The following is a 24670-nucleotide window of genomic DNA, read 5'->3' as shown; positions in this document are numbered from 1 at the left end:
TAATAGCGCTTAATGGGAGTGATCAACCGATTGATCCTTAAGGTTTCCTGGCAAGCGAGCCGTGCCGCCACCTCGGCGTGTGAGAGGGCCGGGGACGACAGCGCGAAGAAAGGGAAACGACAGGCCGGATTCCTACGCTCTTCCCGCCGCCCGCTGACGATCGGCCGGGCGAAGTACAGCGGCGAGAAGGACGACTTCTTCGTGGGCTCCGTCGACGACGTCCGCGCCTTCGCCGGCACGCTGACCGAGGAGAGGATCCGCGAACTCGCCGAGGTCACGGCGACGAAGGCGGAGAGTCAGGGATCCCGCTGGCGACGGCGCGGGCGTGGTCGGCCATCCGGTCCGCGCCCAGCTCGGCCAGGGCCGAGGCGGCCGCGTCCAGCAACGGCGCGGCCTCGTGGCCGCGGCCGAGCGCGACCAGCGCCTCTCCCTCGGTGACCAGCGCGAGGTGCTCGCCGCGCTGGTCACCGAGCTGCCTGAAGCGGGCGCGCGCCTGGACGGCGTGGCCGATGCCGTCGTCCGGCCGGTCCTCGGCCAGGCTGGTCCTGGCCTTCAGCCAGAGGAGCCAGGCGGCGCCATAGGGGTCGTCTGTCTGCGCCAGCGCCTCGATGGCCTGGTCGACGGCGGATCGCGCGGTGGGCGGGTCGCCGTGCTGGAGCGCGATTCCGGCCAAGCGCCCCAGGATGTTCGCGATGGAGGCGTTCGCTCCCAGCCGGCGGGCGATGGACACGGCACGCTCGAGGAGCTCGCGGGCCTCGTCGTACTCGCCCAGCGCGGACATCCCGCTGGCGAGGTCACGCAGCGCGGCGGCGAGCAGGCTGTCATCCCCGGCGGCTTGCGCCGCCTCCACCGCCCGGCCGGCCAACTCCACGGCCTTGCCCGGCTCTCCCGCCTCGTGGAGGCAGAACGAGAGCGCGCCGAGAGCGTGCGCGTACTCGTAGGGGGAGGGCAACCGCTCGAAGGCGTCCACGCACCGGCGCAGTCCGGCAGTGGCCTCCGCGAGGAGACCTCTGGCCAGCGTCTGGCCGTTGCGGTAGTACTCTGCCCGCCACGCCAGGCGCTCGTCGCCCGCGGCCAGCGCGGCCTTCCTGACCGACGTGAAGAGGCGCTCGATCTCCTGTCGGCCCGCGTAGACGTCGAGGAACGGCGTGACACGGTCCATGAGGGCCGCCGCCTGCACGTGCCGGCCATGGTCGCAGGCCCGTTCGACGGCGTCGAACAGTTGCCGGTGCTCGGCGAGCAACCACCGCAACGGAGCGTCGGTGAGCTCGGCCACCTGACCTTCCGGGAGCGTGGCCACCGGCTCGTACGGAACGGGCCGCAGATCGTCCAGAGCGATATGACCGTCCAGCTCCCGGTGGCACCTGTCGGCGAGGGTCAGCAGAGTGTCCATGTAGCGGCGCGCGGCGGTGCGGGTGTCGGCCGGATCATCGCCCGCGAGCAGTTCCCGGGCGTATATCGAGAGCAGGTCGTGCAGCCGGTAGCGGGGCTCGCCGCTGACATCGGTGCCGACGGCTTCCAGGAGGTTGGCCCGCAGGAGGTGCTCGACCAGCGGCTCGCCGTCCGCGACGCCCGCCACCACGCCGAGCGACCACGCGGCGAAGTCGGAGCCGTTGAGCAACCCCGCGCGCCGGAAGGCCGTCGCGACCGGCTCCGGCAGCGCTTCATAGCTGAGCTCCAGGCTGGGACGTACGGCGAGATCGTCGGTGACCAGCTCGTCCAGCCGCCGTGACTCGTCCTGCAGCCGCGCGGCCAGCCGTGCCAGCGACCAGTTAGGGCGTACCGCCAGCCGTGCTCCCGCGATGCGCAGTGCGAGCGGGAGCCAGCCACAGGCAGCCGCGATGGCGTCGGCCGCGGCGGGCTCGCGGGCAACGCGCTCGTGTCCGATCAGCCGTCCCAGCAGCTCGCGCGACTCCTCGCCGCTGAACGGTGTCATCTTGACGACATCGACCCCGGGCAGGCCCACCAGGTGCCGGCGGCTGGTGAGCAGGACCAGACAGCGTGCCTCGCCCGGCAGCAGAGGCTCGATCTGCGGGACGTCCGCGACGTCATCGAGCAGGAGCAGGATCCGGCGGCCCGCGAACCGGGCGCGCATGGCGGCGGAGCGCTGTTCCAGGCCGTCGGGGATGGAGGCCGGGTGCGTGCCGGTACTCTGCAGCAGCTCCGCGAGCATCTCGGCGGGATCGCGTGGACGTCCGGGCGACGATCCGTCCAGCCGCAGGTACAGCTGGCCGTCGGGGAACCGGTCCGCGAGCCGATGGGCCAGATCGACGGCGAGGGCCGACTTGCCGACGCCCGGCGGGCCGCACAACATCACGATCGGCAGCCCGTCGGCGTCCTGAGAGCCGGCGCGGGCCTGTCCGGCCGCGATCACGTCGGCACGGACCACCAGGTCCGCCGAGGAGGGCGGAAGCTGGTTCAGGACGTGCCATTCCGGTCCGAGGGCATTCCTGGCATCAGGCTCAGCGGGACGCTCGCCCTGGAGGGGGAGCTGGAGATCGGAAATGCCGGAGAGGACGGCCTCGTGCAGCCGGCGCAGCTCATCGCCCGGGTCGAGCCCGAGTTCGTCACGGAGCAGGCGCACGACGGTCCGGTACGCCTCCAGCGACTCCGCCTGACGGCCGCAGCGGTAGAGGGCCAGCATGAACTGGGCCCAGAGCCGTTCACGCAGCGGATGGGCCGTCGTGGCGGCGGCGAGATCCGCGACGATCTCGGCGTGCAGGCCGAGCTGGAGGCGCAGGTCGAAAGAGCGCTCCAGGACGTCGATGCGCCGCTCGGCAAGCCCGGCGAGCCGGTCGCGGTGTAACGACTCCGACGGTACGTTGCCCAGCAGCGGCCCCCGCCACAACGCCAGCGCCTGCTCCAGCAGACCGGCCTCCTCAGCGACGGCGCCCGTCCGCGCCGCCCGCGCGGCCAGGTCGAGAAGGTGGAAGAACCGGGCCAGGTCGAGGTCGTCGGGTCCCGCCTCGATGCGGTAGCCCTGCTCTCGCGTCTGGATCGGCTTCCCCGCGTCACCGAGCGTGCGGCGCAGCCGCCCGATGTGCGTGTGTACGGCGCCCCGGGCGTTGTCCGGGGCACTGCCGTCCCACAGCGGTTCGGTGAGCCGATCGGCCGAGACGTACTCGTTGTGGTGGAGCAGGAGCGTCGCCAGCGCGATGCGCTGCTTGGCCGCCGGGATCTCGATCACCTCTCCGGCGCGGAGCACTTCGAGCGGCCCCAGGACGCGGAACTCCCACCGTGCCTCGCGCTCCATCACCGGCCACCGCCCGCCTGGGACACGCGCCGTGCGATCAGCGCCGCGACCCCGTCGAGGAGGAGGTCGAGCCCGAAGCGGAAGTCGCCGTCCTCCGTCCAGTCGTCGGCCTCCCCGGGCAGCCCCGACCGCACCGCGGCCGACAGAGCCGGGTAGGCGTGCGGCTCCACCACCTCGGCCAGCATGGCGCCGTAGTCGGACGGATGCACGACGGTGTCACCGGGGTCGGGCTCCTGCATGCCGGCGATCGTCGTGGCGGAGGTCAGCGCGTAGCCGGAGAGCGTGGTGGCGACGTTGAACTTCTCCCCGGTGTCGAGCGGGGTGCCGGCGAGCGCGTCCAGGACGCACTCGAGCCAGGACAGCCTCCGCGGCCCCATGGGCGGGGTGAGGTACGGGAGGGAGAGCAGCCACGGGCGGCCCAGCAGGAATTCGCGGTTGGCCCTGGTCCACGCGGCCAGGTAGGCACGCCAGGTCAGGTCGCCTCGCGCGGGCGGGGCGGGGAGGGCGCCGTCGGACATGACGATCAGGAGCTCTTCCTTGCTGCCGACGTACCGGTACAGCGTCATCGGCGCGACGCCGACCCGGACGGCGACGCTGCTCATGGACACGCCGGCCAGCCCTTCGGCGTCCGCGATCGCGATGGCCGCCGCCGTGATGGTCTCCAGGTCGAGGCGTGGCCGCGGGCCTCGGCGAGGGGCCGGCTCGCGCCCCCACATCCGCGCCATGACAGGCGGAATCTGTGACATCGGTCCTGCGCCCCCATAACTCCGTATGTCCTACAGAGTAGATCGTACAGAGTTTTGAGTCGGTCAGGAATGGTTCCCCGGCTACGGGCGCTGGTGGCCGAAGCGGACCGGCTTCGGGCCGCGCAGGCGGACCTCCGGATCGGCCATCGCCTGGTGGCGGGCGGGCCGCTCGATCGCGGGCTCGACGACCGGCTCCGCCTCGCCGGCCTCCACGATCCGCCGTACGAGCCGCTCCCGCAGCCGTGCCGCCACCTCGGCGTGCGACGGGAAACCCGCCAGGTTGACCAGCTCGTGCGGGTCGTTCTCCAGGTCGTACAGCGCCCAGCAAGTCCTTCCAAGAGAAGGCCCCAAACCCGCCTTGTGCGGGCGCAGGGAAGCCGTGCGGCCGGGCCCGCAAGGTGAATGTGACGAGTTCCCTTTCAAGTCGACGCGCGAAGGAGCAACGCACAGAAACAGCAACGGAAAATTCTCGAACAACTGGTCGGTGATGGTGATCGACTCCAGCAGAACGGCGGGTGGGGCTCGGCAGTATGGGGAAACTGGCTCCACAACGAACGGATCCTGGACAACGACACACTCTGGCTGGATAAGGATGGTCTCAACTTTCCTGCCAATGACGACTGAGGATCGGCTGAGTCGAAATAGTCGTACCTAAGATATGCTGGAAGTGGCGCGTCCATACAAGGCGCGGCACTTCCAGCATGTCGGGCTTTGACCGGAGATGGGTGAGCGATGGCCAGCGACAACTACCAATGGTTCGCAGATGAGTTCAGTCACTACTGGATTCGCGGCTTCTGTCTCACCTTTGTCGCCGACAAGCCTGGTGACGCGATCAAGGATGCGCTGCTTTCCTCTGCGAACGCACAAGTCATCGAGGCGGAGGATGCAGATCAGCGCTTCATCGCGAGCTTGCATGATGCTGGGAAGGGCTCGATCATGCTCGAATGCGACGGACACACGGGATATATGAAAAGGATTGCCACCCTGCTGTCGCAGGATACCCGTATCGCCATCGTAGTTGACTTCATCGGGTCGCCCAAATTCGCCTATGTCGACAACGGGACTCTTGTCTGTGGTTTCCATATCATGGATCCAGCGGGTAGAGGGGGCAGTGCGCCTGACGCCCTGCTGCCCCAGTTAGCCGCCGCAGAGCTCCTTCCGGTGGATGGTGCGGACTGGGAGGAGGATGAAGATCTCGAACTAGAGGAAAATGCGGGAAGCGAAGGAACAGCCCGAGTGCTCCGGGCGATCTCTGTTGCCGCCCACCTTGTGGACGTCCCGTTTGGCCGGCAGCTCATGGAGAGCCCCCGGCATTTCCTGTCAATGGCCGATCTTCACATGCCTGACAGCGAGACGGCGTCAGGATACATCTTCTAGCCTGGCGCGTACTTTTTACCTATTCCGATAGTCGCCGGATGGCAGCGCGAGTGCCGTGCGACACATGTGTGTCACATAGGAATATCACAATCGATGGCAAACATTATCGCCCAATTACTCGACCCAATTGAGATATCGGAGTATCTTAGAGGTATCTCAGATGCCGAGACGACGTGGGCTCTCTACGACATCAGCACCGACCCGACGGAATGGGTCAAGACGGGCGAAAACGGGATCGCGATTAACGAGAACCGGAGCGAGAGATGTCTCATAAAATACGAACTCTGGGACGAGACACCTCCTCTTCTCGCCTCCTGGGACAGGACATGGACCGGAAGCGTACGCTTTACCTCTGGCATAGTAACCGCTATGAGCGGTACTTCCGGCGGAACGTCTTACGGCGAAGAATTCGACCTCGGCCGGCAGGACACAATCTGGAACGCCAGAATCTATCGCAAGTCCCTCGGGCATGAAGAATTCACGCCAGACATAGTTGGCTTCACTCTGTTGAAGATACAGTTCTGGGCCGCATCGCCATAGGAAACGCCCCATCCTGTCTCAATATTAAAGAGCGCAGCTCTCGATGGGATCAGCGCTCTTCCCACCCGGGACCGTACCCTCGAAGCTAAAGAATTTGAGCAGGTTGAGGTGACCCTGCGTGATTGCAGGCCTTCCTCCTGGTCTGTGGTCAGGCCGAGTGGGATATGGGGGTTCGGATGGTGGTGGACTGCTCTGGCTGCCAGGGGCCAAGCGCCAGCAAGTGTGCGTGCAAGCCGGGAGAGTATTTGTCGCCCCTGTTCGTCGAGACGTTGAGACATCTGGAGCGCCGGGTGATCGTTCAACCGCTGTCCGGCTCAGCCGGTCAACCACGACCCGCTGTATGCATTGCGCTCCCACGGGGGTCCCATGAAGTCGCTCTCCTTCCAAGCACTGCCTGGGCCATCAGCAGGCGCGCGGCCATCGCCGCCGCCACGGCCCTCCGGGGGGGTGCTGGCCGGAGTCACGAGCGTGCGCACCGCGGTCGCGGTCACCGGGGTCCTGCTGATCGGCACGGCCGTCCTCTTGCCCTGGCGGCGGAGCCGGGTGGCCGGTGCCGCGGACGAGTTCGTCATGCTGGTACTGAAGTGATGTTCCGACGTCTGACGGAGTGTTCCGCATGTCCATTGAGCTCCAGTCCACCGGCACCTTCCCCATCGGTGGCAAGAGCGTTCACCGCCTCGGCTTCGGCGCCATGAGTCTGACCGGGCCCGGCGTCTGGGGGCCGCCCCGCGACCACGACGAGGCCGTCCGGGTGCTGCGCCGGGCCGTCGATCTGGGCGTGGACTTCATCGACACCGCCGACTCGTACGGGCCGTACATCAGCGAGGAGATCATCCGGGAGGCGCTGCACCCCTACCCCGAGCAGCTCCTGATCGCGACCAAGGCCGGGTTCGTACGCACGGGGCCGAGCAAGTGGGTGGTCGTGGGCCGGCCCGCGTACCTGCGGCAGGAGGTCGAGATGAGCCTGCGCCGGCTCGGCCTGGAGCGGATCGACCTGCTCCAGCTGCACCGCATCGACCCGGAGGTGCCGCTGGAGGACCAGCTCGGCGAGCTCAAGGCGCTGCAGGACGAAGGCAAGATCGGCAGTGTCGGCCTGTCGGAGGTGAGCGTGGAGGAGCTGGAGCGGGCGCGGCGCGTCGTCGAGATCGTCACCGTGCAGAACCGCTACAACCTCACCAACCGGTTCTCCGAGAGCGTGCTGGAGCACTGTGAGGAGCAGGGGATCGGGTTCATCCCCTACAGCCCCATCGCCAAGGGCGCGCTGGCGGCTCCGGGGAGTCCCGTCGACCACGTCGCCAAGGTCGTCGGCGCCACGCCCGCGCAGGTCAGCCTGGCCTGGCTGCTCGCCCGTTCGCCGGTGACGATGCCGATTCCCGGCACCTCCACGGTGGCCCACCTGGAGGAGAACCTCGCCGCCTCCACCGTGGAGCTGACGGCCGAGCAGGTGAGCGAGCTGACCGCCACCCGCTGACGGGCCCTTTTGGCGGGCCCTTGTGAGGGGCCCGCCGTGGCGGGTCAGCTCGGCCGTGAGGCTCCGCTCACGTTCAGCCCACGCCGAGGCGGGCGAGTTCGGTGCGGGTGGTGACGCCGAGCTTGGGGAAGGCGCGATACAGGTGGTGGCTGACGGTCTTGGGGCTGATGAACAGCTGGGCGGCGATCTCGCGGTTGGTGGCCCCCGTGGCGGCGAGGCGTACCACCTGCAGTTCCTGGGGTGAGAGCGAGGCGAGCAGATCGGGGGAGCCCTGGGCCACGGTCTCACCCGCCGCGCGCAGTTCGGCGCGTGCCCGCTCGGCCCATGGGCGGGCTCCGACGCGTTCGAAGGTCTCCAGCGCGGCGCGCAGCCGGGCCCGGGATTCGGTTTTCCGGCGGGCGCGGCGCAGCCATTCACCGTAGAGCAGGTCGGTGCGGGCCCGTTCGTAGGGCCGGTTCGCATCGGCGTGCGCTTGCACGGCCTGCTCCCAATGCCGCTCCGCCTCGTCGTCGTGGGCGAGGAGGGCATGGCAGCGGTGCAGCACGGCGTCCGCCCACGGATGGCGGGCGGCCGTGGCCCAGGACTCGAAGTGGGCGAGCGGTTGCGCGGCGCGGGTGGGCCGACCCAGCCGTACGGCGGCCTCGATCTGGTCGGGAGCGAAGTAGATGGGCATGATCTGGTGCCGGAGCGCCCCGCGGGCGGCGGCCTCGAAGCGTCCCAGCGCGGCCTCGAAGCGGCCTTGGCCGAGATCCAGCAGGCCGAGCGCCCACTCGGCCCAGCCGACGATCGTCGCCACCGGATGAGCGGTGACGTGCGCGATCGTCCGCTCGGCGAGCTCACGGCAGTCCTGCTCCCGGCCCTGGACGGCCATCACCATGGCCATGACGCTCTCGAAGTGTGCGATGCGGTGCGTCTGGCCGATGTCGGTGGCGAGCCGGCGTCCCTCGGTCGCGGTCGTGACGGCGTCGCGGAACCGCCCGAGGTACATCTGGTGGATCGCCAGCACCGCCTGGGCGAGCGGCAGCAGCCCGATCATGCCGTCGGCTCGGCATTCCTCGATCGCCGAGTGGGCGATGGCGAGCCCGTTGTCGAAGTCGCCCGATATCCCGGCCAGTGAGCAGATGCTGATCCTGAGGGCCGTCATGCCGGCGGGAATCGCCGCGGCCGCGGCGATGAGCTCGCGAAACGGCGGGAGCGCCCGGTCCAGGTCGCCGGCCAGGAAGTCGGCCATAGCGCGAGCTGCCCGGACGAACCCATCCAGCCCGTCCTCCGGTGTCAGCGGCAGGCCGGCGAGTCGCGCGGAGGACTCGGCGACGGCCGCCGGATCGCTGAAGTACCACGCGTTGCGTACCGCATCCAGCAGGAGGAGCGCCGCGCCCCTGCGGTCCAGATCGGCGATGGAGGCGGCGCCGTCGAGGAGGATCCGGTGGGCGTCCTGCACGGCGCCCCGATCGAACGCGATCCGGCCGCGCAGGCCCGCCAGCCGGACGAGGGTCAGCGGGTCGTCGCCCAGCCGCCGCGCCTGATCGGCCAGGACCTGCGCGTGTTCCAGGGCGCCGGCGTCGGCGGAGGACTCGGCTGCCAGGGCCAGCCGTCGGGCGCGTTCGGCCAGGCCGGGGGTGAGCCGGGCCGCCCGCTCCAGGGCGGCGGCGGCCGCGGCGTGGCCCGCGCGTTCGCGGGCGCGGCCGGCGGCCTGTTCGAGCGCGGCGGCGATCGGCTCGTCCCGGCCGGTCGCGGCCGCGGCCAGGTGCCAGGCGCGGCGGTCGGCGTCCTGTTCGTCGTCGAGCACGGCCGCGAGGGCGCGGTGCACGGCCAGGCGCTCGTCGTAGGTCGCCCGCCGCGCCGCCGCCGTGCGCATCAGCGGATGGCCGAAGGACAGCCGCCCGCCGGCGGCGGACAGGAAACCGGCGCGTTCGGCCGGGCCCAGGGCGGCGGCATCGACCTTCAGCTTCCCGGCCGCGCGGACGGCCACATCGAGGTCCTCGGCGTCGTCCAGGGCGGCGACCAGCAGCATCGTCTGGCTGTCCGGCGGCAGGACGGCGATCCGCGCCTCGTACGCCTCCTGGATCCGGCGCGGCAGCGGTCCCTGCACGTGGTGCGGCGAATCCGACACCCGGGGCAGCTCGATCAGCGCGAGCGGGTTTCCACCGCTCTCGGCGAGGATCTTCTCCCGTACCGCGGGGCCCAGACCGGGCGCGTGCTCGCGCAGCAGATCGCCGGCCGCCTGCCGGTCGAGGCCTTCGAGCCGTAACTCGGGCACCCCGGGCGCGTGGAAGGCGTCCCTGGCAGCGAACAGCAGGGCGATGCCCTCCGAGTGCAGCCGCCGGGCCGCGAACAGCAGCGCCTCGGCCGACGACCGGTCCATCCACTGGGCGTCGTCGATCAGGCAGAGCAGCGGACCGTCCTCGGCCAGCTCGGTGAGCAGCGACAGCGCGGCCAGGCCGATGAGGAACCGGTCCTCCGGTGCGGCGGCGAGACCGAACGCGCCCTCCAGCGCCCTGGCCTGCGGCGCCGGAAGCCTGCCGATCCGGTCAAGGGCCGGGCGCAGCAACAGGTGGAGCGCCGCGAAGGGCAGCTCTGCCTCGGTCTCGATACCGGTGCCGCGCAGCGGACGCATGCCCTCCGAGGACCGGGCGGCGTGGTCGAGGAGTGCGGACTTGCCGATCCCGGGCTCGCCCCGCAGGATCAGGCTCCCGCTCCGGCCGCCCCTGGCCTGCGCGATCAGCGCATCGATCGCCGCCTGTTCCTTCTCCCGTCCCCACAGCACGATCAGAATGTAGCGTCCCGCGTCACCAGACAATCGTCCGATACCGGGCAGACGCTCCCGATCTCTACCGTCGTACTGCAAGACGCAGGCGCATGGAGACGCGCCGACATAGGGAGAAACGTGTGGATTTCTTGATCTTTCTGCTGTTATTTGCCGTGCTATGCGGGTGGCTGGATCACTGGGCCACTCGCACCCCCGGACCGGACTCCAGGAAGGGACGCTGAATGTTCGTCGGACACTTCGGTCTGGCCGCCGCGGTCAAGGCGACCCAGTCGCGCGTCCCGCTGTGGTCGCTCATGCTCGCCACCCAGTTCCTCGACGTCATCTTCGTGGTCCTGTACCTGGCGGGCGGGATCGAGTCCTTCCAGGCCGTCGCCCCGGGGACCTACGGCGAGGCGCTGATCGACGCGCGGTACACCCACTCACTGCTGGGCGCGTTGCTGCTGTCCGCGTTGTACGGCAGCCTCAGCGCATGGCGGTGGGGCCGCAGGACCGGGTGGGTGCTGGGCGCCGTGGTGTTCAGTCACTGGCTGCTCGACCTGCTCGTACACCGCGCCGACCTGCCCCTGCTGCCCGGTAACGCCGGCGGCCTGCCGCTGCTCGGCCTCGGACTGTGGCAGGTCCCGTGGGCCACGGCGGTGGTGGAGGGGGTGCTGCTGGTGGCCGGAGCTGTCCTGTACTTCCGCTCGGTACGGCAACGCGCCGCGAGCACCTGGCGCGCGATCGTCTCCGGCGGCGTCATGGCCCTGCTGCTCGTGCTGGGCCTCGCCGTCGATGTCCTCAGTTAGGTCCTCAGCCAGGGGGAAGGTGGTGACATGTTCGTAGACGTTCCGGGCGGTTGCCTGGCCTATGACTCCGTCGGTGAAGGGCCGCTCGTGGTGTGCGTGCCCGGCCTGGGAGACACCCGCGAGGCCTACCGATTCTTGCGCCCGCCGCTGGTGGAGGCGGGATATCAGGTGGTGACCATGGACCTGCGCGGCCACGGGGAGTCGTCGGCGGGATGGGACGACTACTCCCAGTCGGCGGTGGGTGGTGACATCGTGGCCCTGCTGGAGGAGTTGGACGCGCCCGCCGCCGTCCTGCTCGGCAACTCCTACGCCGGGGGCGGCATCGTCCGCGCTGCCGCCGAGGCGCCCGAGCGGGTGGCCGGCATCGTCCCGATCGACGGGTTCATCAGAGCCGTCCCCCTCAACGTCGCCGTCCGCGCGCTGGTCCGGCTGATCGCCTCGTCCCCGCGGCTGTGGAGCCTCTACTACGCCATGGCACATCAGACCGCCAAGCCCGACGACCTGGCCGACCACCGCGCCAAGCTGGTGGCGATGCTGCGCGACCCCGAACGGCACGAGGCGATGCGCACCATGCTCCTCAATCGCGAACCGGACGCCGAGCAGGCCATCGCCCAGGTCCGCTGCCCGGCCCTGGTCCTCATGGGTGCCAAGGACCCCGACTTCCCCGACCCGGCGGCCGAGGCGCAGACTCAGGCGTCGCTGCTCCGCGGGCAGGCCGTCGTGATCGACAACGCCGGCCACTACCCGATGTCGGAGTTCCCCGAGCGTACGGCCGAGGCTCTGCTGCCCTTCCTGAAGAACGTCTTCTGATCGGAGTGGCGGGCTCGCCTTCCGGCCAGGGCCGACCGATCCCGTTGAGGACCTCGAGGTCAGTCAGCCCATGGGGCAGACCCTGGCGGGAAGGCGCTCACCTACAGCATCACTGTCAGCCCAGGCCGTTCCTCATGGCCGTGACCAGCTCGCCGTTGGTGGTGTCGCCGCTGAGCTCCCAGAAGAACGCGCCGCCGAGACTCTGGCTCTTCGAGTAGCTCATCTTGCCGCCGATCGTGCTCGGCGTGTCATAGCTCCACCACTGGCCGCCGCAGTACGCGTACGCCGTGCCCGCGACCGTGCCGGTGGCCGGGCAGCGGGTCTTGAGCACCTTGTAGTCCTCGATGCCCTGTTCGTACGTGCCCGGCGCCGCTCCCGTGGCCGTGCCGCCCGGCGCGGCCTGCGTGACCCCGGTCCAGCCGCGGCCGTAGAAGCCGATGCCGAGCAGCAGCTTGCTCGACGGCACGCCCTTGCTCTTGAGCTTCTGGATCGCGTTGTCGGAGTAGAAACCGGCGATCGGGATGCCGGAGTAGGAGGTGAGCGGCGAGTGCGGGGCCGTCGGGCCCTGCGCCGCCCAGGCGCCGAAGTAGTCGTACGTCATGACGTTGTACCAGTCGACGTACTGAGCGGCGCCGGCGTAGTCGGCCGCGTCGATCTTGCCGCCGTTGGTGCCGTCGGCGGTGATGGCCGCCGTGACCAGGTTGCCGGAGCCGAAGCGCGAGCGCAGCGCCGACATGACGTTCCTGAACGCTGCCGCGCCGCTGGCGTCGCAGGTGAGGCCGCAGGCGTTCGGGTACTCCCAGTCGATGTCGATGCCGTCGAACACGTCCGCCCAGCGCGGGTCCTCGACCAGGTTGTAGCAGGAGTTGGCGAAGGCCGTCGGGTTCTGGGCGGCCTGGGTGAAGCCGCCGGACCAGGTCCAGCCGCCGAAGGAGAACAGCACCTTCAGGTTCGGGTACTTCTTCTTGAGCTTGCGCAGCTGGTTGAAGCTGCCGCGCAGCGCGCCGGCGTCCCACGTGTCGGCCACGCCGTCCACGCTCTCGCTCGCCTGGTAGAAGCGGTCGTAGTCGGCGTAGCTGTCGCCGATCGTGCACTGGCCGTTCTGCACGTTGCCGAACGCGTAGTTGAGGTGGGTCAGCTTGGCGGCCGAGCCGCTCGTGTCGATGTTCTTGACGTGGTATCCGCGCTGGTAGACGCCCCACTGCACGAAGTAGCCGAGCACCTTGTTCCCGCCGCCTCCGCCGCCGCCGGTCGTGGTGGCGGTGATGGCGTTGCTGTTGGCGGAGCGGTTGCCGGCGGCGTCGCGGGCGCGGACGGTGTAGGTGTAGGCGGTGTTGGCGGTCAGTCCGGTGTCGGTGTGGGTGGTGCCGGTGACGGTGGTGATGAGGGTGCCGCCTCGGTAGATCTCGTAGCCGGTGACGGCGACGTTGTCGGTGGAGGCGTCCCAGGTGAGGGAGACGCTGCTGCTGGTCACGCCGGTCGAGCGCAGGTTGCCCGGGACCGAGGGAGCGGTGGTGTCCGTGCCGCCGCCGGTCGCGGGCTTCCAGAGGGCGGGGACGTTCGGGGGCTCCCAGCCGGGCTGGGAGGTGTGGCTCTGGATGCACTCGTACTCGACGCCGTTGTACGTGACGTGCGTGCCGGCCGTGTACGCCGTCCACGGCGCCCACTCGGCCGCCGCGACGTAGACCGAGGCCGAGACCGGTGGCGGGGCGACCGCCACGGCGGTGAGGGGCAGCAGTAACGCCACCAGGATCTTGCTCAGGGTGCTGTGTCTCATGGCTCTCCGACATCCGGTTGGGGGGTGGATGGGGGGCGGGATGCCAGGAAACTATTAGGAAAGTTTCCTTTAAGATATGAGACGACGTTAGCCTCCGCCTGCGGAGACGTCAATGCATGAAATGTGGCCCCTGCCGGGGTGGAGAGGACGCTCATGAACGGACCTCAGGTGGCGCTGCTCGGCTACGGCGAAGTAGGCCGTGTCCTCGCCCACGGCCTCGCGCCGCAGGTGCGCCGCCCGGGGACGCGGCCGCTCGCAAGCTGCTGCGGAGTGTGCTGGCCAAAGGGCTGAGCGCGCTGATCATGGAGTCTCAGCGGGCTGCCGAGGCGGCCGGGCTGGGGGAGTGGTTCCGTGACCACCTGATGGAGGCGGACAGGTCAGTCGGCGCTCGCCTCCAGGGCCGTGGCGACGCTGCGGAGATGCCGCTGCATGGCCGTCAGGGCCGCCCCGGGGTCGCGGGCGACGATGGCCGCCACGATCAGCTCGTGCTGCGGCAACGACACCGCCGCCCGCCCCGGCTGCCGGGCCAGGCGGAACGTGTGCCGCACCACCTGCGCCCCGAGCCGTTCGATGATCGACGCCGACGTGCGGTGGCCGGCGATCTCGCGGACCTTGGCGTGCAGGGACTCGTTCAGCCCCGCATACCGGTCGAGATCGTTCGACTCCACGGCGGCGCGCATCTCCGCGACGATCTCGCGCAGCCGGGCGGCCTGCTCGGTCGTGACACGTTCGGCGGCCTTGGCGGCGGCTAGGCCCTCCAGCACCATCCGCACCTCCGTGATCTCGATGACCTCCGCCTTCGAGACCGCACGGACGCGGGCCCCCTTGTTCCGGAGGATCTCGATCAGCCCCTCCCCGTCAGTTCTTCGAACGTCTCGCACACGTCCGCCTCGACCGGCCGCTGGTTGCTGGTCGAGAACATTATCGACAATCCGCGGCCGCACAGCCGGCCGTCCCAGGGGGCGAACTCGACGTGGCGTGTGGCGAACTCGTCCATAGCCGTACGGACCGACCTCGCGCTTTGATCGTTTGGCCCCCGTTCTGTCGGTCGGGTCGGGTAAGTTCCCGGATCAATTGATCAGCCGGTCGCGCCGGTGCGGGCACTCCCGCCTGCGCTCGCGAGCCGGCCGGGGCGGGAGGGTCTGAGGTCGTGGACGCGGACAGAGCCGCGTGGGAGCAGCGCAGCGTGGTGCAGATGGTGCCGCCTGTCAAGCCGCGCAAGCTGGCGAAGGTGCCCTTCGTCGAGCTGGCCGACGGGCGGTTGCAGGGGGTCGTGTCGAGCGGGTCCGACATCGAGCGGGTCTACGTCTCGTCGATCACCGCCGGCACCCACGCGCTGAGCTGCAGCACCAACAACAACCGGCCGTGCGGCGCGCTGCACGGCTACGCCTGCAAGCACATTCACCAACTGGCCGACGAGGCGGTCCTGCAGTACGGGCTCGAGCGGGTGGCCCGTTACCTGGGGGTGGAGGTGCCCGAGGGGCAGTACCTGATGTCCTCCATCAACGGGCCGGTCGAGCGCACCCCCGCTGCCGTGGTGTTCAGCCGGTTCCTGCGCCACCTCGCCTACCTCGAGGTGCCCGCCAGCACGGAGCCGCTGGCCGAGCTGCACTGGTTCCCGGCGACAGAGGCGGTGCAATGATGCTGGACGTACAGCTCGGTGAGCTGCTCGGCGACACCCCCGCGGGGGTCGGCGAGGCGCTCGACCTGGTGGCGGGGTTCGACGGCGCGCTCACCCACGGGTTCGCCCGGCTCGGTGAGGAGGCGTCCGCGGCGCTGGCCGCCCTGGCGGGCGCGCTGGCCGCGAGCCCTCTCGGCGACCGGATCGGCGAGGCGGCCGAGAAGGTGGCCGCGGGATCGATCGGCGACGAGCACCTCGCGGTGCTGGCCGGTGGGCGGGCCGCGCTGTTCGGCGCGGTGCACGACGCCCTGCTCGCCCGGCTCGACACGGCGCTGGGCCGCGCCCGCGGGGCCTGGGAGGCCGGCGGAGGCGCGGGCGAGCCGGGGAGCGTGCTGGCCGGCGCCCGCGGCTGGCTGCGCGAGCTGGCCATCACCGGCTGGCGCGGCGTCGACCACGACCTCGTCTCCTCCTCCGACCAGGCGATCGAGGCGCTGCTCGCCGTGCCCGAGCTGCGTGGGCTGGCGGTGCTGCTCGACGGCCTCGCGGCGGAGCTGCGGGCGTCGTGCCCGGTCGCCACGATGGACGTGGTCCCCGCCCGCAGGTGGGGCGATCTGTGGATGCGCGCCCTGCTGCTGTCCCAGAAGGGCACCTGGCACGGCGCCGCCGAGCCGGTCTCGGGGCGGCTGCTGATCCTGGGCGCCGACGTCCACGAGCACGCCACCGTGATACGCGTGCAGGTCCACGGCATCCTCGAGCCCGCCGGCGGCGCTCCCTCCAAGCTGGTGCGCACGAGCGTGGCGGCCGCGAAGGTGGACACGATCTCCGGCCCGTCCGTGTGGCGGCTGATGAGCGACCACCCGGTGCTCATGGGCGCGCTGGCCGGGCACCTCAGCCTGGAGGTCACCGATCTGCCGCTGCTCCCCGGCGGCGACCTGGTGTGGCACGACGACCGCGCGCAGGCCGGCGCGGCGGCCGACCCGTTCGCGACCGCGCGGCTCCAGCTCGCCGCGGCCGAGGCGCCGCCGACCCCGCCCCTCGACCGCCATCCCGTACGCATCGCGGAGCCCGTGTTCCTCGAGGGCTACACGATCCACGGCCAGACGCTCGACCTGGGCGGCAACACGCTCCCGGTGGCCCTCGACCGGCTGCCGTCCTGCGGGCCGCTCACGCCCGAGCTGGTGTCGGCCTCCTCCGCGTGCATCGGCCTGATGCGCTGGGACGGCGGGCAGTGGCTCCTGCAGCCACTCGCCGTGCAGGCCACGGTCAAGAAGAAGCCCGTCACCGCGCACACCGGCGACTGGGCCATGGGCCCCACCGACCCCAAGGTCGTCAAGGCCGAGGCCAAGGCCGGCGACGTGGTCGCCGTCCTCCGCGAGCGAGCGGGGCGGTTGCTGCGCAAATGACCGATTCCCAGACCACCTCCGACGAGACCCGGCGCCAGGTGCTCTACTGGCGGCTGCTGTCCCGCCTGTTCAGCTCCGACGAGCAGCCCACCCTGGAGCGGGCGAGCGTGGCCATCGTCGACGACCTCGGCCTCCCGCCGGCCCTGCTCGACCCCGGCATCTCGGTCGACAACCTCGTGCAGCGCTTCCCCGACCTGGCCGCCGAGTTCGAGGGCCTGATGGCGGAGCAGGACCACGAGGAGGGAGACGAGGTCCGCCGCGCGGCCCTGGTCTCCAAGCTGCTGCTCAACGTGTTCGCCACGGGCTCGGGCAACGTCACCGCGGGCCAGCTGGAGGCGTGGAAGCAGGACGCCGCCTGGTTCGAGCGCGGCATGGGCTGCGGGCCCGGCGGGCTGCGGCACAGCCCGGGCAACGAAGAGCTGGCAGGGGTGCTCGCCGGGCTGGAGGGCGACCTGGTCAAGCGCATGCACCTGCGCGAGGTGCTCGCCGACCCGACGCTGTCCAAGCAGCTCACCCCCAGCATGTCGCTCATCGAGCAGCTGCTGCGCGACAAGTCCAACCTGTCGGGCGTCGCGCTGGCCAACGCCAAGGCGCTGATCCGCAGATACGTGGACGAGGTCGCCGAGGCGCTGCGTACCCAGGTGGAACAGACCAGCGCGGGCGTCATCGACCGGTCGGTGCCGCCCAAGCGGGTCTTCCGCAACCTCGACATCGAGCGGACCATCTGGAAGAACCTCACCAACTGGAGCCCGGAAGACCAGCGCCTCTACGTCGACCGGCTCTACTACCGGCAGACCGCGCGCCGCACCACCCCGGCCCGCCTGATCGTGGTCGTCGACCAGTCGGGCTCGATGGTGGACTCGATGGTCAACTGCACCATCCTGGCGTCGATCTTCGCCGGGCTGCCGAAGGTGGACGTGCACCTCATCGCGTACGACACCCGGGCGATCGACCTGACCCCATGGGTGCAGGACCCGTTCGAGGTGCTGCTGCGTACCAACCTCGGCGGCGGCAACGACGGCCCGGTCGCGATGGCCATGGCCCGCCCGAAGATCAGCGATCCGCGTAACACCGTGATGGTGTGGATCTCCGACTTCTACGAGTTCGACCGTTCGCAGCCCCTCTACGACGGCATCGAGGCGGTCTACCGCTCGGGGGTGAAGTTCATCCCTGTCGGCTCGGTCAACAGCTCGGGCCAGGAGAGCGTGGACCCGTGGTTCCGCAAGAAATTCAAGGACCTGGGCACCCCGGTGATCTCAGGCCACATCCGCAAGCTCGTCTTCGAGCTCAAGAACTTCCTCGCTTAGGAGACCCCCTGATGAGTGACGATATGCTGCGCGCCCCCGCAGAGGTGAAGTACGCCGAGGAGCTCGACTACCTGGAGTCGATCGACGACAGCCCCAAGCCGTTCTCGTGGCGGCTGAGCCCTCGCATGATCCGGCTGTTCATCCTCGGCTCCGAGCGCTCCGACGGGATCGACAGGGAGATCCCGCAGAAGTGGTTCGGTGACCGCAGCTTCGTCGAGCGCAGCATCGTGACCCTGGCCTCCGACCGGGGCCTGCTGCTGATCGGCGACCCGGGCACCGGCAAGAGCTGGCTGGCCGAGCTGCTGTCCGCCGCCATCTGCCGCAACTCCACGCTCGTGGTCCAGGGCACGGCGGGCACGACCGAGGACCACATCAAATACTCGTGGAACGTCTCCATGGTCATCGCCAAGGGCCAGTCCCGCGACTCGATGATCCCCTCGCCGATCATGACGGCGATGGAGACGGGCGTGATCGGCCGCTTCGAGGAGCTGACCCGCTCGACCAGCGACGTGCAGGACGCGCTCATCTCGATCCTGTCGGAGAAGTACGTCTCCATCCCCGAGCTCGACGACGACAACATCGTCTTCGCCCAGCCCGGCTTCTCCATCATCGCCACCGCCAACAGCCGCGACCGGGGCGTCAACGACCTGTCGTCCGCGCTCAAGCGCCGCTTCAACTTCGTCCGCATCCCCGTCGTGACGAACAAGAAGAGCGAGGCCGAGATCGTCCGCTTCCGTACCGAAGAGCTGCTGCGCCGGCACCGGATCGAGCTCGACGTCCCGCCCACGCTGCTGGACATCCTGCTGCAGAGCTTCGCCGACCTGCGTTCGGCCGCCGCGTCGGCCACCAGCGACGACGAGAAGCTCGAGTCGGCCCTGTCCACGGCCGAGCAGATCGGCGTGCTGGAGGACGCCATCCTGCACAGCAACTTCTTCGGCGACCGCACGCTGCGCGCGCAGACCCTCGCCGGCTCCCTGGTCGGCTCGCTGGCCAGGCGCACCCCCGAGGATCTCGCGATCCTGAACAAGTACTGGCACGGCGTCGTCGAGCCCCGCAGCAAGAAGGACGGCGGGGAGTGGCCGGAGTTCCTCGAGGGCGGCCGCGAGGCCATCGCCACGCTCTCATGACCGGACAGACGAGCCCCTTCACCTCGCTCCGCGAGCAGCTCCTCGACGCCGCCGCCGCGTTCGCCGACAGCCCGGTGGCCGTCTCGGACATCCTGTCCGGGCTGGTGGACGACGTGGACCGGGCGCTGCGCGAGGAGCTGGAGATCTTCCCGGTCTGCCACCACTCGCCGGCCTCGGCGCTGGCCATGGTGCGCAGACTGCGGGAGAAGCAGCCGAAGGTCATCTACCTGGAGCTCTGCGAGGACCTGCAGCCGCTGCTGACCGAGCTGCGCAACTGCCGGCTGCCGGTGGCGGTGCAGGCGTTCGCCACCGAGATCGACGGCTTCCCCTCGACGTGGGCGCCGCTCAGCGTGGTGGCGCCCATCACGGAGGCGTCCGCCGAATACCAGGCCATCTCGTACGCGCTGGAGACCCCGGGCGTCGAGCTGGTGCTGGTCGACAGGTCGACCGACCACGTCTTCCAGTGGGCCCCGAAGGAGGAGCCGGACAAGCAGGAGCACGCCGAGGAGTCCGGCCTGCACGGCGACGCGGTGGGCGTCGAGATCGGCGACCTGCGCCCCCGCTTCGCCGAGCTGGAGGAGCACCTGCTCCACCACGGCAAGGTGCGCCACTGGTCGGAGTGGTGGGACCAGTACGTCGAGCAGCCGCTCGCCGGGGCGGACTATGACACCTACCGCCAGGTCATGGTGCTGATCGGCAGCCTGTTCCGCCGCCTCGACCGCGACGGCGGCCGGGTGTCCGTGGACGAGGACCGCGAGCGCTACATGTGGACCAGGATGCGCGAGCACCTGGCCGCGTCCGGGGCCGACCCCGCCGACTGCCTGTACGTGTGCGGCGCCTTCCACGCCGCCAGCCGCGTCGAGCAGTTCGGGGTGAGGTCCACGGCGACCTTCGAGATCAGCCCGCGCACCGGTACGAAATGGCTGTACGGGCTCATCCCGTCCAGCCACTCGGCCATCGAGGCCCAGTTCGGGCTCGCCTCGGGCTCGGTGTCGATCGCGGCGGCGACGTGGGCCAAGTCGCTGACCCGGAGCAAGCTGACCCCGTTCCAGCTGGCCGGGCAGAAGGGCGCGCGCAAGCGCGCTGCCAAACTGCCCGCGCCCGTCGCTCCCGCCGAGGTGACCGACCGGCTGACCGGGTTCCTGTCGAAGCCGCCCGCGCTCGACGAGCTGGACGAGGCCGAGCTGCTGGGCTGGAGCGTCGACATCGTCCGGCTGGCCCGCCGCAACGGCTACCTGTCCAGCACCGCCGACGCCATCGCCGTCTTCGAGACGTCGATCCTGCTGGCCGGCATGCGCAACCGGGTCAGGCCCACCCCGTACGACTTCCAGGACGCGGCCGTCACGTGCATCGAGAAGGACGTCGTGCCGGGCCGCCGCGACGTGCGGCGGCTGTGCGAGATCCTGCTCGGCGGCGACCGCGTGGGCGAGGTCGGCTACGACGCGATGCCGCCGCTGGCCCGCGACGTCTACGACCGGCTCGCGCCGCTCGGGCTCGACCTGGAGAAACGCACGATCCAGCGGGCGCTGCTCGACCTCAACGCCAACCCCGAGCTGCGGCCCTGCTCCGACCTGCTGTGGAAGCTGCGCTACCTGCTGCCCTCGGATGCCGTACGCCCCATCATGGGCCAGCGCGGGCTGGGGGAGCGCTCCATCCAGGAGAGCTGGGACCTGGCGTTCGGCAAGCACCAGCGCTCGATCATCGAGCTGGGCTACGAGGGCGTCACCATCGAGCAGGTGGTGGAGCAGCGGCTGCGCCGTTCCGTGTGGGATCCGAAGGCCACCGCGGCCGTCGCGCTGGCGGCGGTCGAGGACGCGGTCATCTTCCTCGGCAGCCGGCGCTTCGCCGACGAGCTGGGGGCACGGGCGGTGCAGCTGCTCGCCTCCGAGCGGAGCGTGCACGATGCGCCCGAGGTGCTGCGCAGGATCCGGCGGCTGATGGCGTACTACCGCGCCCACGAGCCGGAGCTGCCGGCCTGGTGCGAGGAGTTCGCGACCTCCGGATACGCGCATTACTGCACGCTGCTGCCCACCGCCTTCGTCGACGACGACACCGGGGTGCGGCAGGTCGCGGCCATGCTGGGCTTCCTGTTCTCGATGGAGAGCCTCGCGATCTCACTCGGCTGCGACCGGGCCCAGCTCGAGCTGGCCGTGCAGCAGTCCCACCCCGAGTCGCCGGCCAAGGTCGCGCTGCTGTGGGCGGCGCGGTCCCAGCTCGGGCTGCTGTCGCACGCCGAGCTGCGGGAGCGGTGCGACGAACTGCTGGCCAACCCGCTGGTCGTGCCGTCGTTCCCGCACTACATCATCGGGTTCGTCCAGGCCATGGAGCCCGTTCCCGCCCTGTCGGGGTTCGTGGTGGAGGTCGTCTCGAAGGCGTTCGGGCGGCTGCCCGACCGGGTGCTGCTGCCCTGGCTGCCGAAGCTGATCACGGCGCTGCGCGACCAGGCGCCAGAGCTGGTGCCGGTGCTCGTACGCGAGGCGGGGCGCACGTTCCCCGGCACGCTGGGCGCCGTGGACGGCTGGGTGCCGCCCTGGTCGGCCCGCCCCGCCGCGGCCGCGCCCGCCGCACCGGTGGCCTCGGGGCCGGTGGCCGAACTGCTCATGGGGCATCCGGCGGCGTGCGACGCGGTGGCGGGGCTGCTCGGGTGCGAGGGCTCGTGGCAGGCTCCGGCGACGGCCGGCCCCGGCCATCGGGAGGTGGCCGTGCTCCTGGCCGACCACCCTGAGCCCCGCCACCCTGAGCCCGCCCTGGCGGTCGCCGGCCTGCTCGCCTGACCGGCCCGTACTCCTGCGGCCTTCCTGCTGTCGGCGGCCCCTCCCCGGAGCTGCCGACAGCGGGAGGCCGTTGCCGGGTGGTGACAGGTGATGGAGTGCGGTGTCCCGCGTGGCAGGCCGTGATGGGCGCGCGTCGGGGTCAAGGGCGGCAGACGGTGCCGGTCGGGGGCAGGGGCAGCGAGCGGTGCCGGTCGAGGTCAGGGGCGGCAGACGGTGCCGGTCGGGGGCAGGGGCAGCGAGCGGTGCCGGTCGAGGTCAGGGGCGGCAGACGGTGCCGGTCGGGGGCAGGCGCAGCGAGCGGTGCCGGTCGAGGTCAGGGGCGGCAGACGGTGCCGGTCGGGGGCAGGCGCAGGTCCATGAGGTACGCGTCGGCATGGGCGATGACGCAGGCGTTGCCCGTGAGGTAGAGCCCGTGGCCGTGCCCGTCGTACCGGACCGTCGCCGACCCCGGCACCCGCCGCACGATGTCGGCGGTGTCGTCGTGGTCGGTCCACGAGCCCGCGCCCAGCAACGGCGGCAGGCCGGCGGGCAGCGGCGCGCGGGGATTCGTCACCGGCGTCGGCCAGCCCACGCAGCCGAGGCGGTGCCACAGTCCCATCCCGGAGAGGTTCGGGGAGACGCGCTCGCCCAGCGCCCGCACCGCGCGGTACTCGCGATAGCTGCCGAAGCGCAGGCCGTCGGCGCACTGGGTGGCGTTCATGCCCACGAACGACGGCGGCTTGAGACTCCCGATCCCCGCCTGGACGTACGCGGCGAACCCGGCGGCGTCCCCGCCCTCGGCCTGCCGCATGGCCTGGGCGAGCTGCCGCCACCGCGGGTGATCCGGCGCCGGTCCCGGCGAGACGAGGTGCGGCATGGCGGCCACCTGCAGGTCGAAACCGCTGTACGCGACCGCCTGACCCTTGACGGGGATCGGTGTCCGATCGGCTGCTGCCACGAGCCTCTGCCAGCGCTCCGCGACGCCGGGCCCACACGCACCCGCGGCCTCGCACCACGTCACGAACCTCCCGAACTGCGCCTCGTACGTGCGGTACCTCGCCCGCGCATCCGTCAGGGGATCCCGGAGCTGGTTGACCGCCCCGTCCAGGTACATGGCCCGGACCCTGCCGGGGAACAGCCGGGCGTACGCGACGGCGGGCACGCCTCCGTACGAGGTGGCGACGAAGCTCAGCCGCTCCTCCCCGATGGCGGCGCGGATCGCGTCGATGTCCCGTGCGACGGACGCCGAGTCGAGGTGGTCGAAGAACGCCGGGTCGCGCCTCCTGCACTCATCCGCGCTCCGGCGGACGGTCGCCCCCAGCGCGGCGTACTCGCGCGGGCTGCCGGGCCGGGTGAGCCACGGCCCGGTGGCGAAGCACTCCTGCGGCAGGATCCCGAACGAGGTGGCGTTCCGCGGCTCGAGGCTGACCACGTCGAACCGTTCCCGCAGCCCCGCGAAGCTCTTGCCGTACGACGTGAGATCGTCGATCCCCGACCCGCCGGGCCCGCCCGGGATGCTGAACACCGTGCCGGTCTTACGCCCGGTCGCGGGCAGCCGGGCGATCCGTACGCTGATCTTCCGGCCGTCGGGCTCGGCCCAGTCGAGCGGCACCTCGACGGACGCGCACTCCATCTCCTTCGGCCGCCCGGCATCCTGACAGGCCCGCCACTCGAGGCCCGAGGCGTGAGGGACGACGACGAGCGAGCCCAGCAGGGCGCTGACGATTGCGAGATTCATGGTTTCCACGCTCGCGCCCGCGCGGGCGGATATCCATCGCGCCACGGCCCGTCCGAGAGGTAGTGCCAGGACTACCCATCAGCGAAGGGACGTAGCCCACAGCCCGCGCAGGCCGGCAGCCCGGCCGGCCCGCGCGGTGTCCCTGCTGCCGGTGTCGCCATCCTTTCTGCTCGGTGTTCACACGCGATCACCGCTGACACCGGGAGATACGCCGGGAACGCGAGAAGGGTTCGGATCAGGATTTCTTCGGCGGGGCGGCGCGGAAGGCGACGTGCGGCGGGCGGCCGCCGAACAGCTCGGTGACGGTGACGAAGTGGTAGCCGCGCTGGGCCAGGGTCTTCAGCACGCGCGGTATGGCCCCCACCGTCGTGCGGTGGATGTCGTGGAACAGGATGATGCTGCCCGGCCGTACCGACCTGAGCGCCCTGCGGGCCACCGTGGCGCTGTTGCGGTAGCGCCAGTCCAGGGTGTCCACGTTCCAGAGCACGATCGGGCGGGAGATCTGCCTGCGCACGGCCCTGTTGAAGGCCCCGTACGGCGGGCGGACCAGGTGGGGCACGACGCCGGCGACCTTCTTGACCGCACGGTCGGTGCGGGCGATCTGGGAGCGCACCCGGGCGGCGGGCAGCCTCGTCAGGAGGGGGTGCGACCAGGTGTGGTTGCCGATCTCGTGCCCGGCCGCGACGGTGCGGCGCAGCACACGGGGGTACGTCACGACGTTGCTGCCCACGACGAAGAACGTGGCGCGGGCGCGATACTTGGCGAGATGGCGCAGCAGGGTGTCGGTGTAGCGCCCGGGGCCGTCGTCGAACGTCAGCGCCACGCACTTGACGCGGCGGCAGTCGACCCGGGGCCGGGCCTCGGCGGCGGCGTCACCGGGGGCGGAGGGCGGCGGTTCCCGCAGGGCCGGTTGCAGCAGCGCTGGTTCCAGTAGGGCCGGTTCCAGCAGGGCCGCCTCCGGCGCTCCCGACAGCACCGCGCGGGAGGCGGCCGGCAGCGAGACCTCCGAGGCCGCCCCGAACAGCGCCACGCCTAACGCGTCCGACCGCGCCTCTCCGGTGTCGGAGCGCGCGGAGGCCTGGGCAGCGCCCGTGGTGGCGGTGAGCGTGACCAGCACGGCCGTGGCGAGCACCCTCGTCGTCACCCGCTTCGCCCCGGCCGGGAACGGCGGACGCGATCTCGCACAAACATT

At 70.7% G+C, this 24670-nt stretch carries 19 protein-coding genes; 10 read left to right on the top strand and 9 right to left on the bottom strand.

The window, feature by feature from the left end:
• Positions 1–274: 274 nt before the first annotated feature.
• The 3 genes from ABD830_RS09005 to ABD830_RS08995 all read right to left on the bottom strand — a co-directional run bounded on the left by ABD830_RS09005 (position 275) and on the right by ABD830_RS08995 (position 4350).
• Positions 275–3253, bottom strand: a complete 2979-nt coding sequence (locus tag ABD830_RS09005; RefSeq protein ID WP_344986037.1) for an AfsR/SARP family transcriptional regulator — start codon at positions 3251–3253, stop codon at positions 275–277.
• Positions 3253–3999 carry a TetR/AcrR family transcriptional regulator gene (locus ABD830_RS09000; protein WP_344986035.1) on the bottom strand — a complete coding sequence of 249 codons (747 nt, stop codon included), beginning with the start codon at positions 3997–3999 and terminating at the stop codon, positions 3253–3255. The genes ABD830_RS09005 and ABD830_RS09000 overlap by 1 nt, the downstream gene beginning before the upstream one ends.
• Before the next feature lie 81 nt (positions 4000–4080).
• Positions 4081–4350, bottom strand: a complete 270-nt coding sequence (locus ABD830_RS08995; protein WP_344986034.1) for a hypothetical protein — start codon at positions 4348–4350, stop codon at positions 4081–4083.
• A gap of 381 nt (positions 4351–4731) precedes the next feature.
• On the opposite strand from ABD830_RS08995, the gene ABD830_RS08990 reads away from it, so the two are divergent.
• The 3 genes from ABD830_RS08990 (at position 4732) to ABD830_RS08980 (ending at position 7387) form a co-directional block, all read left to right on the top strand.
• Positions 4732–5376 carry a DUF6461 domain-containing protein gene (locus tag ABD830_RS08990; RefSeq protein ID WP_344986033.1) on the top strand — a complete coding sequence of 215 codons (645 nt, stop codon included), beginning with the start codon at positions 4732–4734 and terminating at the stop codon, positions 5374–5376.
• A gap of 93 nt (positions 5377–5469) precedes the next feature.
• On the top strand, positions 5470–5916 hold the full coding sequence (locus tag ABD830_RS08985) for a hypothetical protein (RefSeq protein WP_344986032.1): 447 nt from the start codon (positions 5470–5472) through the stop codon (positions 5914–5916).
• 616 nt (positions 5917–6532) lie between these two features.
• Positions 6533–7387, top strand: a complete 855-nt coding sequence (locus ABD830_RS08980) for an aldo/keto reductase (protein WP_344986031.1) — start codon at positions 6533–6535, stop codon at positions 7385–7387.
• A gap of 73 nt (positions 7388–7460) precedes the next feature.
• On the opposite strand, the gene ABD830_RS08975 is transcribed toward ABD830_RS08980, so the two are convergent.
• On the bottom strand, positions 7461–10154 hold the full coding sequence (locus tag ABD830_RS08975) for a helix-turn-helix transcriptional regulator (protein ID WP_344986030.1): 2694 nt from the start codon (positions 10152–10154) through the stop codon (positions 7461–7463).
• Between the two features lie 224 nt (positions 10155–10378).
• On the opposite strand from ABD830_RS08975, the gene ABD830_RS08970 reads away from it, so the two are divergent.
• Together ABD830_RS08970 and ABD830_RS08965 are read left to right on the top strand one after the other, a co-directional pair.
• Positions 10379–10942 carry a permease gene (locus tag ABD830_RS08970; protein WP_344986029.1) on the top strand — a complete coding sequence of 188 codons (564 nt, stop codon included), beginning with the start codon at positions 10379–10381 and terminating at the stop codon, positions 10940–10942.
• A 27-nt stretch (positions 10943–10969) separates the two neighbouring features.
• Positions 10970–11752 (top strand): alpha/beta fold hydrolase, encoded by a 783-nt coding sequence (locus ABD830_RS08965; RefSeq protein ID WP_344986028.1) that lies wholly within the window; start codon positions 10970–10972, stop codon positions 11750–11752.
• Positions 11753–11867: 115 nt separating this feature from the next.
• Here ABD830_RS08965 and ABD830_RS08960 read toward each other — a convergent pair whose 3' ends face one another.
• The 3 genes from ABD830_RS08960 to ABD830_RS08950 all read right to left on the bottom strand — a co-directional run bounded on the left by ABD830_RS08960 (position 11868) and on the right by ABD830_RS08950 (position 14526).
• On the bottom strand, positions 11868–13529 hold the full coding sequence (locus tag ABD830_RS08960) for a glycosyl hydrolase family 18 protein (protein ID WP_344986027.1): 1662 nt from the start codon (positions 13527–13529) through the stop codon (positions 11868–11870).
• Positions 13530–13906: 377 nt separating this feature from the next.
• Complete coding sequence (locus tag ABD830_RS08955; protein ID WP_344986026.1) at positions 13907–14410, bottom strand: GntR family transcriptional regulator; 504 nt, start codon at positions 14408–14410, stop codon at positions 13907–13909.
• A complete protein-coding gene (locus ABD830_RS08950) occupies positions 14374–14526 on the bottom strand; it encodes a hypothetical protein (RefSeq protein WP_344986025.1) in 153 nt (50 codons plus the stop codon). Before ABD830_RS08950 ends, ABD830_RS08955 begins: the two co-directional genes overlap by 37 nt.
• Before the next feature lie 153 nt (positions 14527–14679).
• Here ABD830_RS08950 and ABD830_RS08945 point away from each other — a divergent pair, with 153 nt between their 5' ends.
• Genes ABD830_RS08945 through ABD830_RS08925 form a run of 5 tightly spaced genes read left to right on the top strand, consistent with a single transcriptional unit; the run spans position 14680 to position 21761 of the window.
• The gene (locus ABD830_RS08945; protein WP_344986024.1) at positions 14680–15171 is read left to right on the top strand and encodes a hypothetical protein; all 492 of its coding nucleotides are present in this window, start codon (positions 14680–14682) and stop codon (positions 15169–15171) included.
• Positions 15168–16553 (top strand): hypothetical protein, encoded by a 1386-nt coding sequence (locus ABD830_RS08940; protein ID WP_344986023.1) that lies wholly within the window; start codon positions 15168–15170, stop codon positions 16551–16553. The genes ABD830_RS08945 and ABD830_RS08940 overlap by 4 nt, the downstream gene beginning before the upstream one ends.
• A complete protein-coding gene (locus tag ABD830_RS08935; RefSeq protein WP_344986022.1) occupies positions 16550–17860 on the top strand; it encodes a VWA domain-containing protein in 1311 nt (436 codons plus the stop codon). The genes ABD830_RS08940 and ABD830_RS08935 overlap by 4 nt, the downstream gene beginning before the upstream one ends.
• 11 nt (positions 17861–17871) lie before the next feature.
• On the top strand, positions 17872–18987 hold the full coding sequence (locus ABD830_RS08930; RefSeq protein WP_344986021.1) for an ATP-binding protein: 1116 nt from the start codon (positions 17872–17874) through the stop codon (positions 18985–18987).
• Positions 18984–21761, top strand: coding sequence for a DUF5682 family protein (locus ABD830_RS08925; protein WP_344986020.1), 2778 nt, complete (start codon positions 18984–18986; stop codon positions 21759–21761). Before ABD830_RS08930 ends, ABD830_RS08925 begins: the two co-directional genes overlap by 4 nt.
• A 313-nt stretch (positions 21762–22074) precedes the next feature.
• Here ABD830_RS08925 and ABD830_RS08920 read toward each other — a convergent pair whose 3' ends face one another.
• Both ABD830_RS08920 and ABD830_RS08915 read right to left on the bottom strand, forming a co-directional pair.
• Positions 22075–23478, bottom strand: coding sequence for an alpha/beta hydrolase (locus tag ABD830_RS08920; RefSeq protein ID WP_344986019.1), 1404 nt, complete (start codon positions 23476–23478; stop codon positions 22075–22077).
• A 235-nt stretch (positions 23479–23713) separates the two neighbouring features.
• Positions 23714–24622: a polysaccharide deacetylase family protein gene (locus tag ABD830_RS08915; RefSeq protein WP_344986018.1), complete on the bottom strand. Its 909-nt coding sequence runs from the start codon at positions 24620–24622 to the stop codon at positions 23714–23716.
• Positions 24623–24670: the final 48 nt, after the last annotated feature.

Source organism: Nonomuraea helvata (genome assembly GCF_039535785.1).
Classification (GTDB): Bacteria; Actinomycetota; Actinomycetes; order Streptosporangiales; family Streptosporangiaceae; genus Nonomuraea; species Nonomuraea helvata.
The sequence above is the reverse complement of the archived record's forward strand: the minus strand, read 5'-3'. Positions and strand labels throughout refer to the sequence as shown.

What these genes read in the sequence shown, in the direction of transcription:
- ABD830_RS09000 (WP_344986035.1), bottom strand. Translation starts at nt 3,999, where the DNA reads ATGTCACAGATTCCGCCTGTCATGGCGCGGATGTGGGGGCGCGAGCCG.
- ABD830_RS08965 (WP_344986028.1), top strand. Translation starts at nt 10,970, where the DNA reads ATGTTCGTAGACGTTCCGGGCGGTTGCCTGGCCTATGACTCCGTCGGT.
- ABD830_RS08970 (WP_344986029.1), top strand. Translation starts at nt 10,379, where the DNA reads ATGTTCGTCGGACACTTCGGTCTGGCCGCCGCGGTCAAGGCGACCCAG.
- ABD830_RS08925 (WP_344986020.1), top strand. Translation starts at nt 18,984, where the DNA reads ATGACCGGACAGACGAGCCCCTTCACCTCGCTCCGCGAGCAGCTCCTC.
- ABD830_RS08960 (WP_344986027.1), bottom strand. Translation starts at nt 13,529, where the DNA reads ATGAGACACAGCACCCTGAGCAAGATCCTGGTGGCGTTACTGCTGCCC.
- ABD830_RS08990 (WP_344986033.1), top strand. Translation starts at nt 4,732, where the DNA reads ATGGCCAGCGACAACTACCAATGGTTCGCAGATGAGTTCAGTCACTAC.
- ABD830_RS08950 (WP_344986025.1), bottom strand. Translation starts at nt 14,526, where the DNA reads ATGGACGAGTTCGCCACACGCCACGTCGAGTTCGCCCCCTGGGACGGC.
- ABD830_RS08920 (WP_344986019.1), bottom strand. Translation starts at nt 23,478, where the DNA reads ATGAATCTCGCAATCGTCAGCGCCCTGCTGGGCTCGCTCGTCGTCGTC.
- ABD830_RS08940 (WP_344986023.1), top strand. Translation starts at nt 15,168, where the DNA reads ATGATGCTGGACGTACAGCTCGGTGAGCTGCTCGGCGACACCCCCGCG.
- ABD830_RS08985 (WP_344986032.1), top strand. Translation starts at nt 5,470, where the DNA reads ATGGCAAACATTATCGCCCAATTACTCGACCCAATTGAGATATCGGAG.
- ABD830_RS09005 (WP_344986037.1), bottom strand. Translation starts at nt 3,253, where the DNA reads ATGGAGCGCGAGGCACGGTGGGAGTTCCGCGTCCTGGGGCCGCTCGAA.
- ABD830_RS08935 (WP_344986022.1), top strand. Translation starts at nt 16,550, where the DNA reads ATGACCGATTCCCAGACCACCTCCGACGAGACCCGGCGCCAGGTGCTC.
- ABD830_RS08930 (WP_344986021.1), top strand. Translation starts at nt 17,872, where the DNA reads ATGAGTGACGATATGCTGCGCGCCCCCGCAGAGGTGAAGTACGCCGAG.
- ABD830_RS08980 (WP_344986031.1), top strand. Translation starts at nt 6,533, where the DNA reads ATGTCCATTGAGCTCCAGTCCACCGGCACCTTCCCCATCGGTGGCAAG.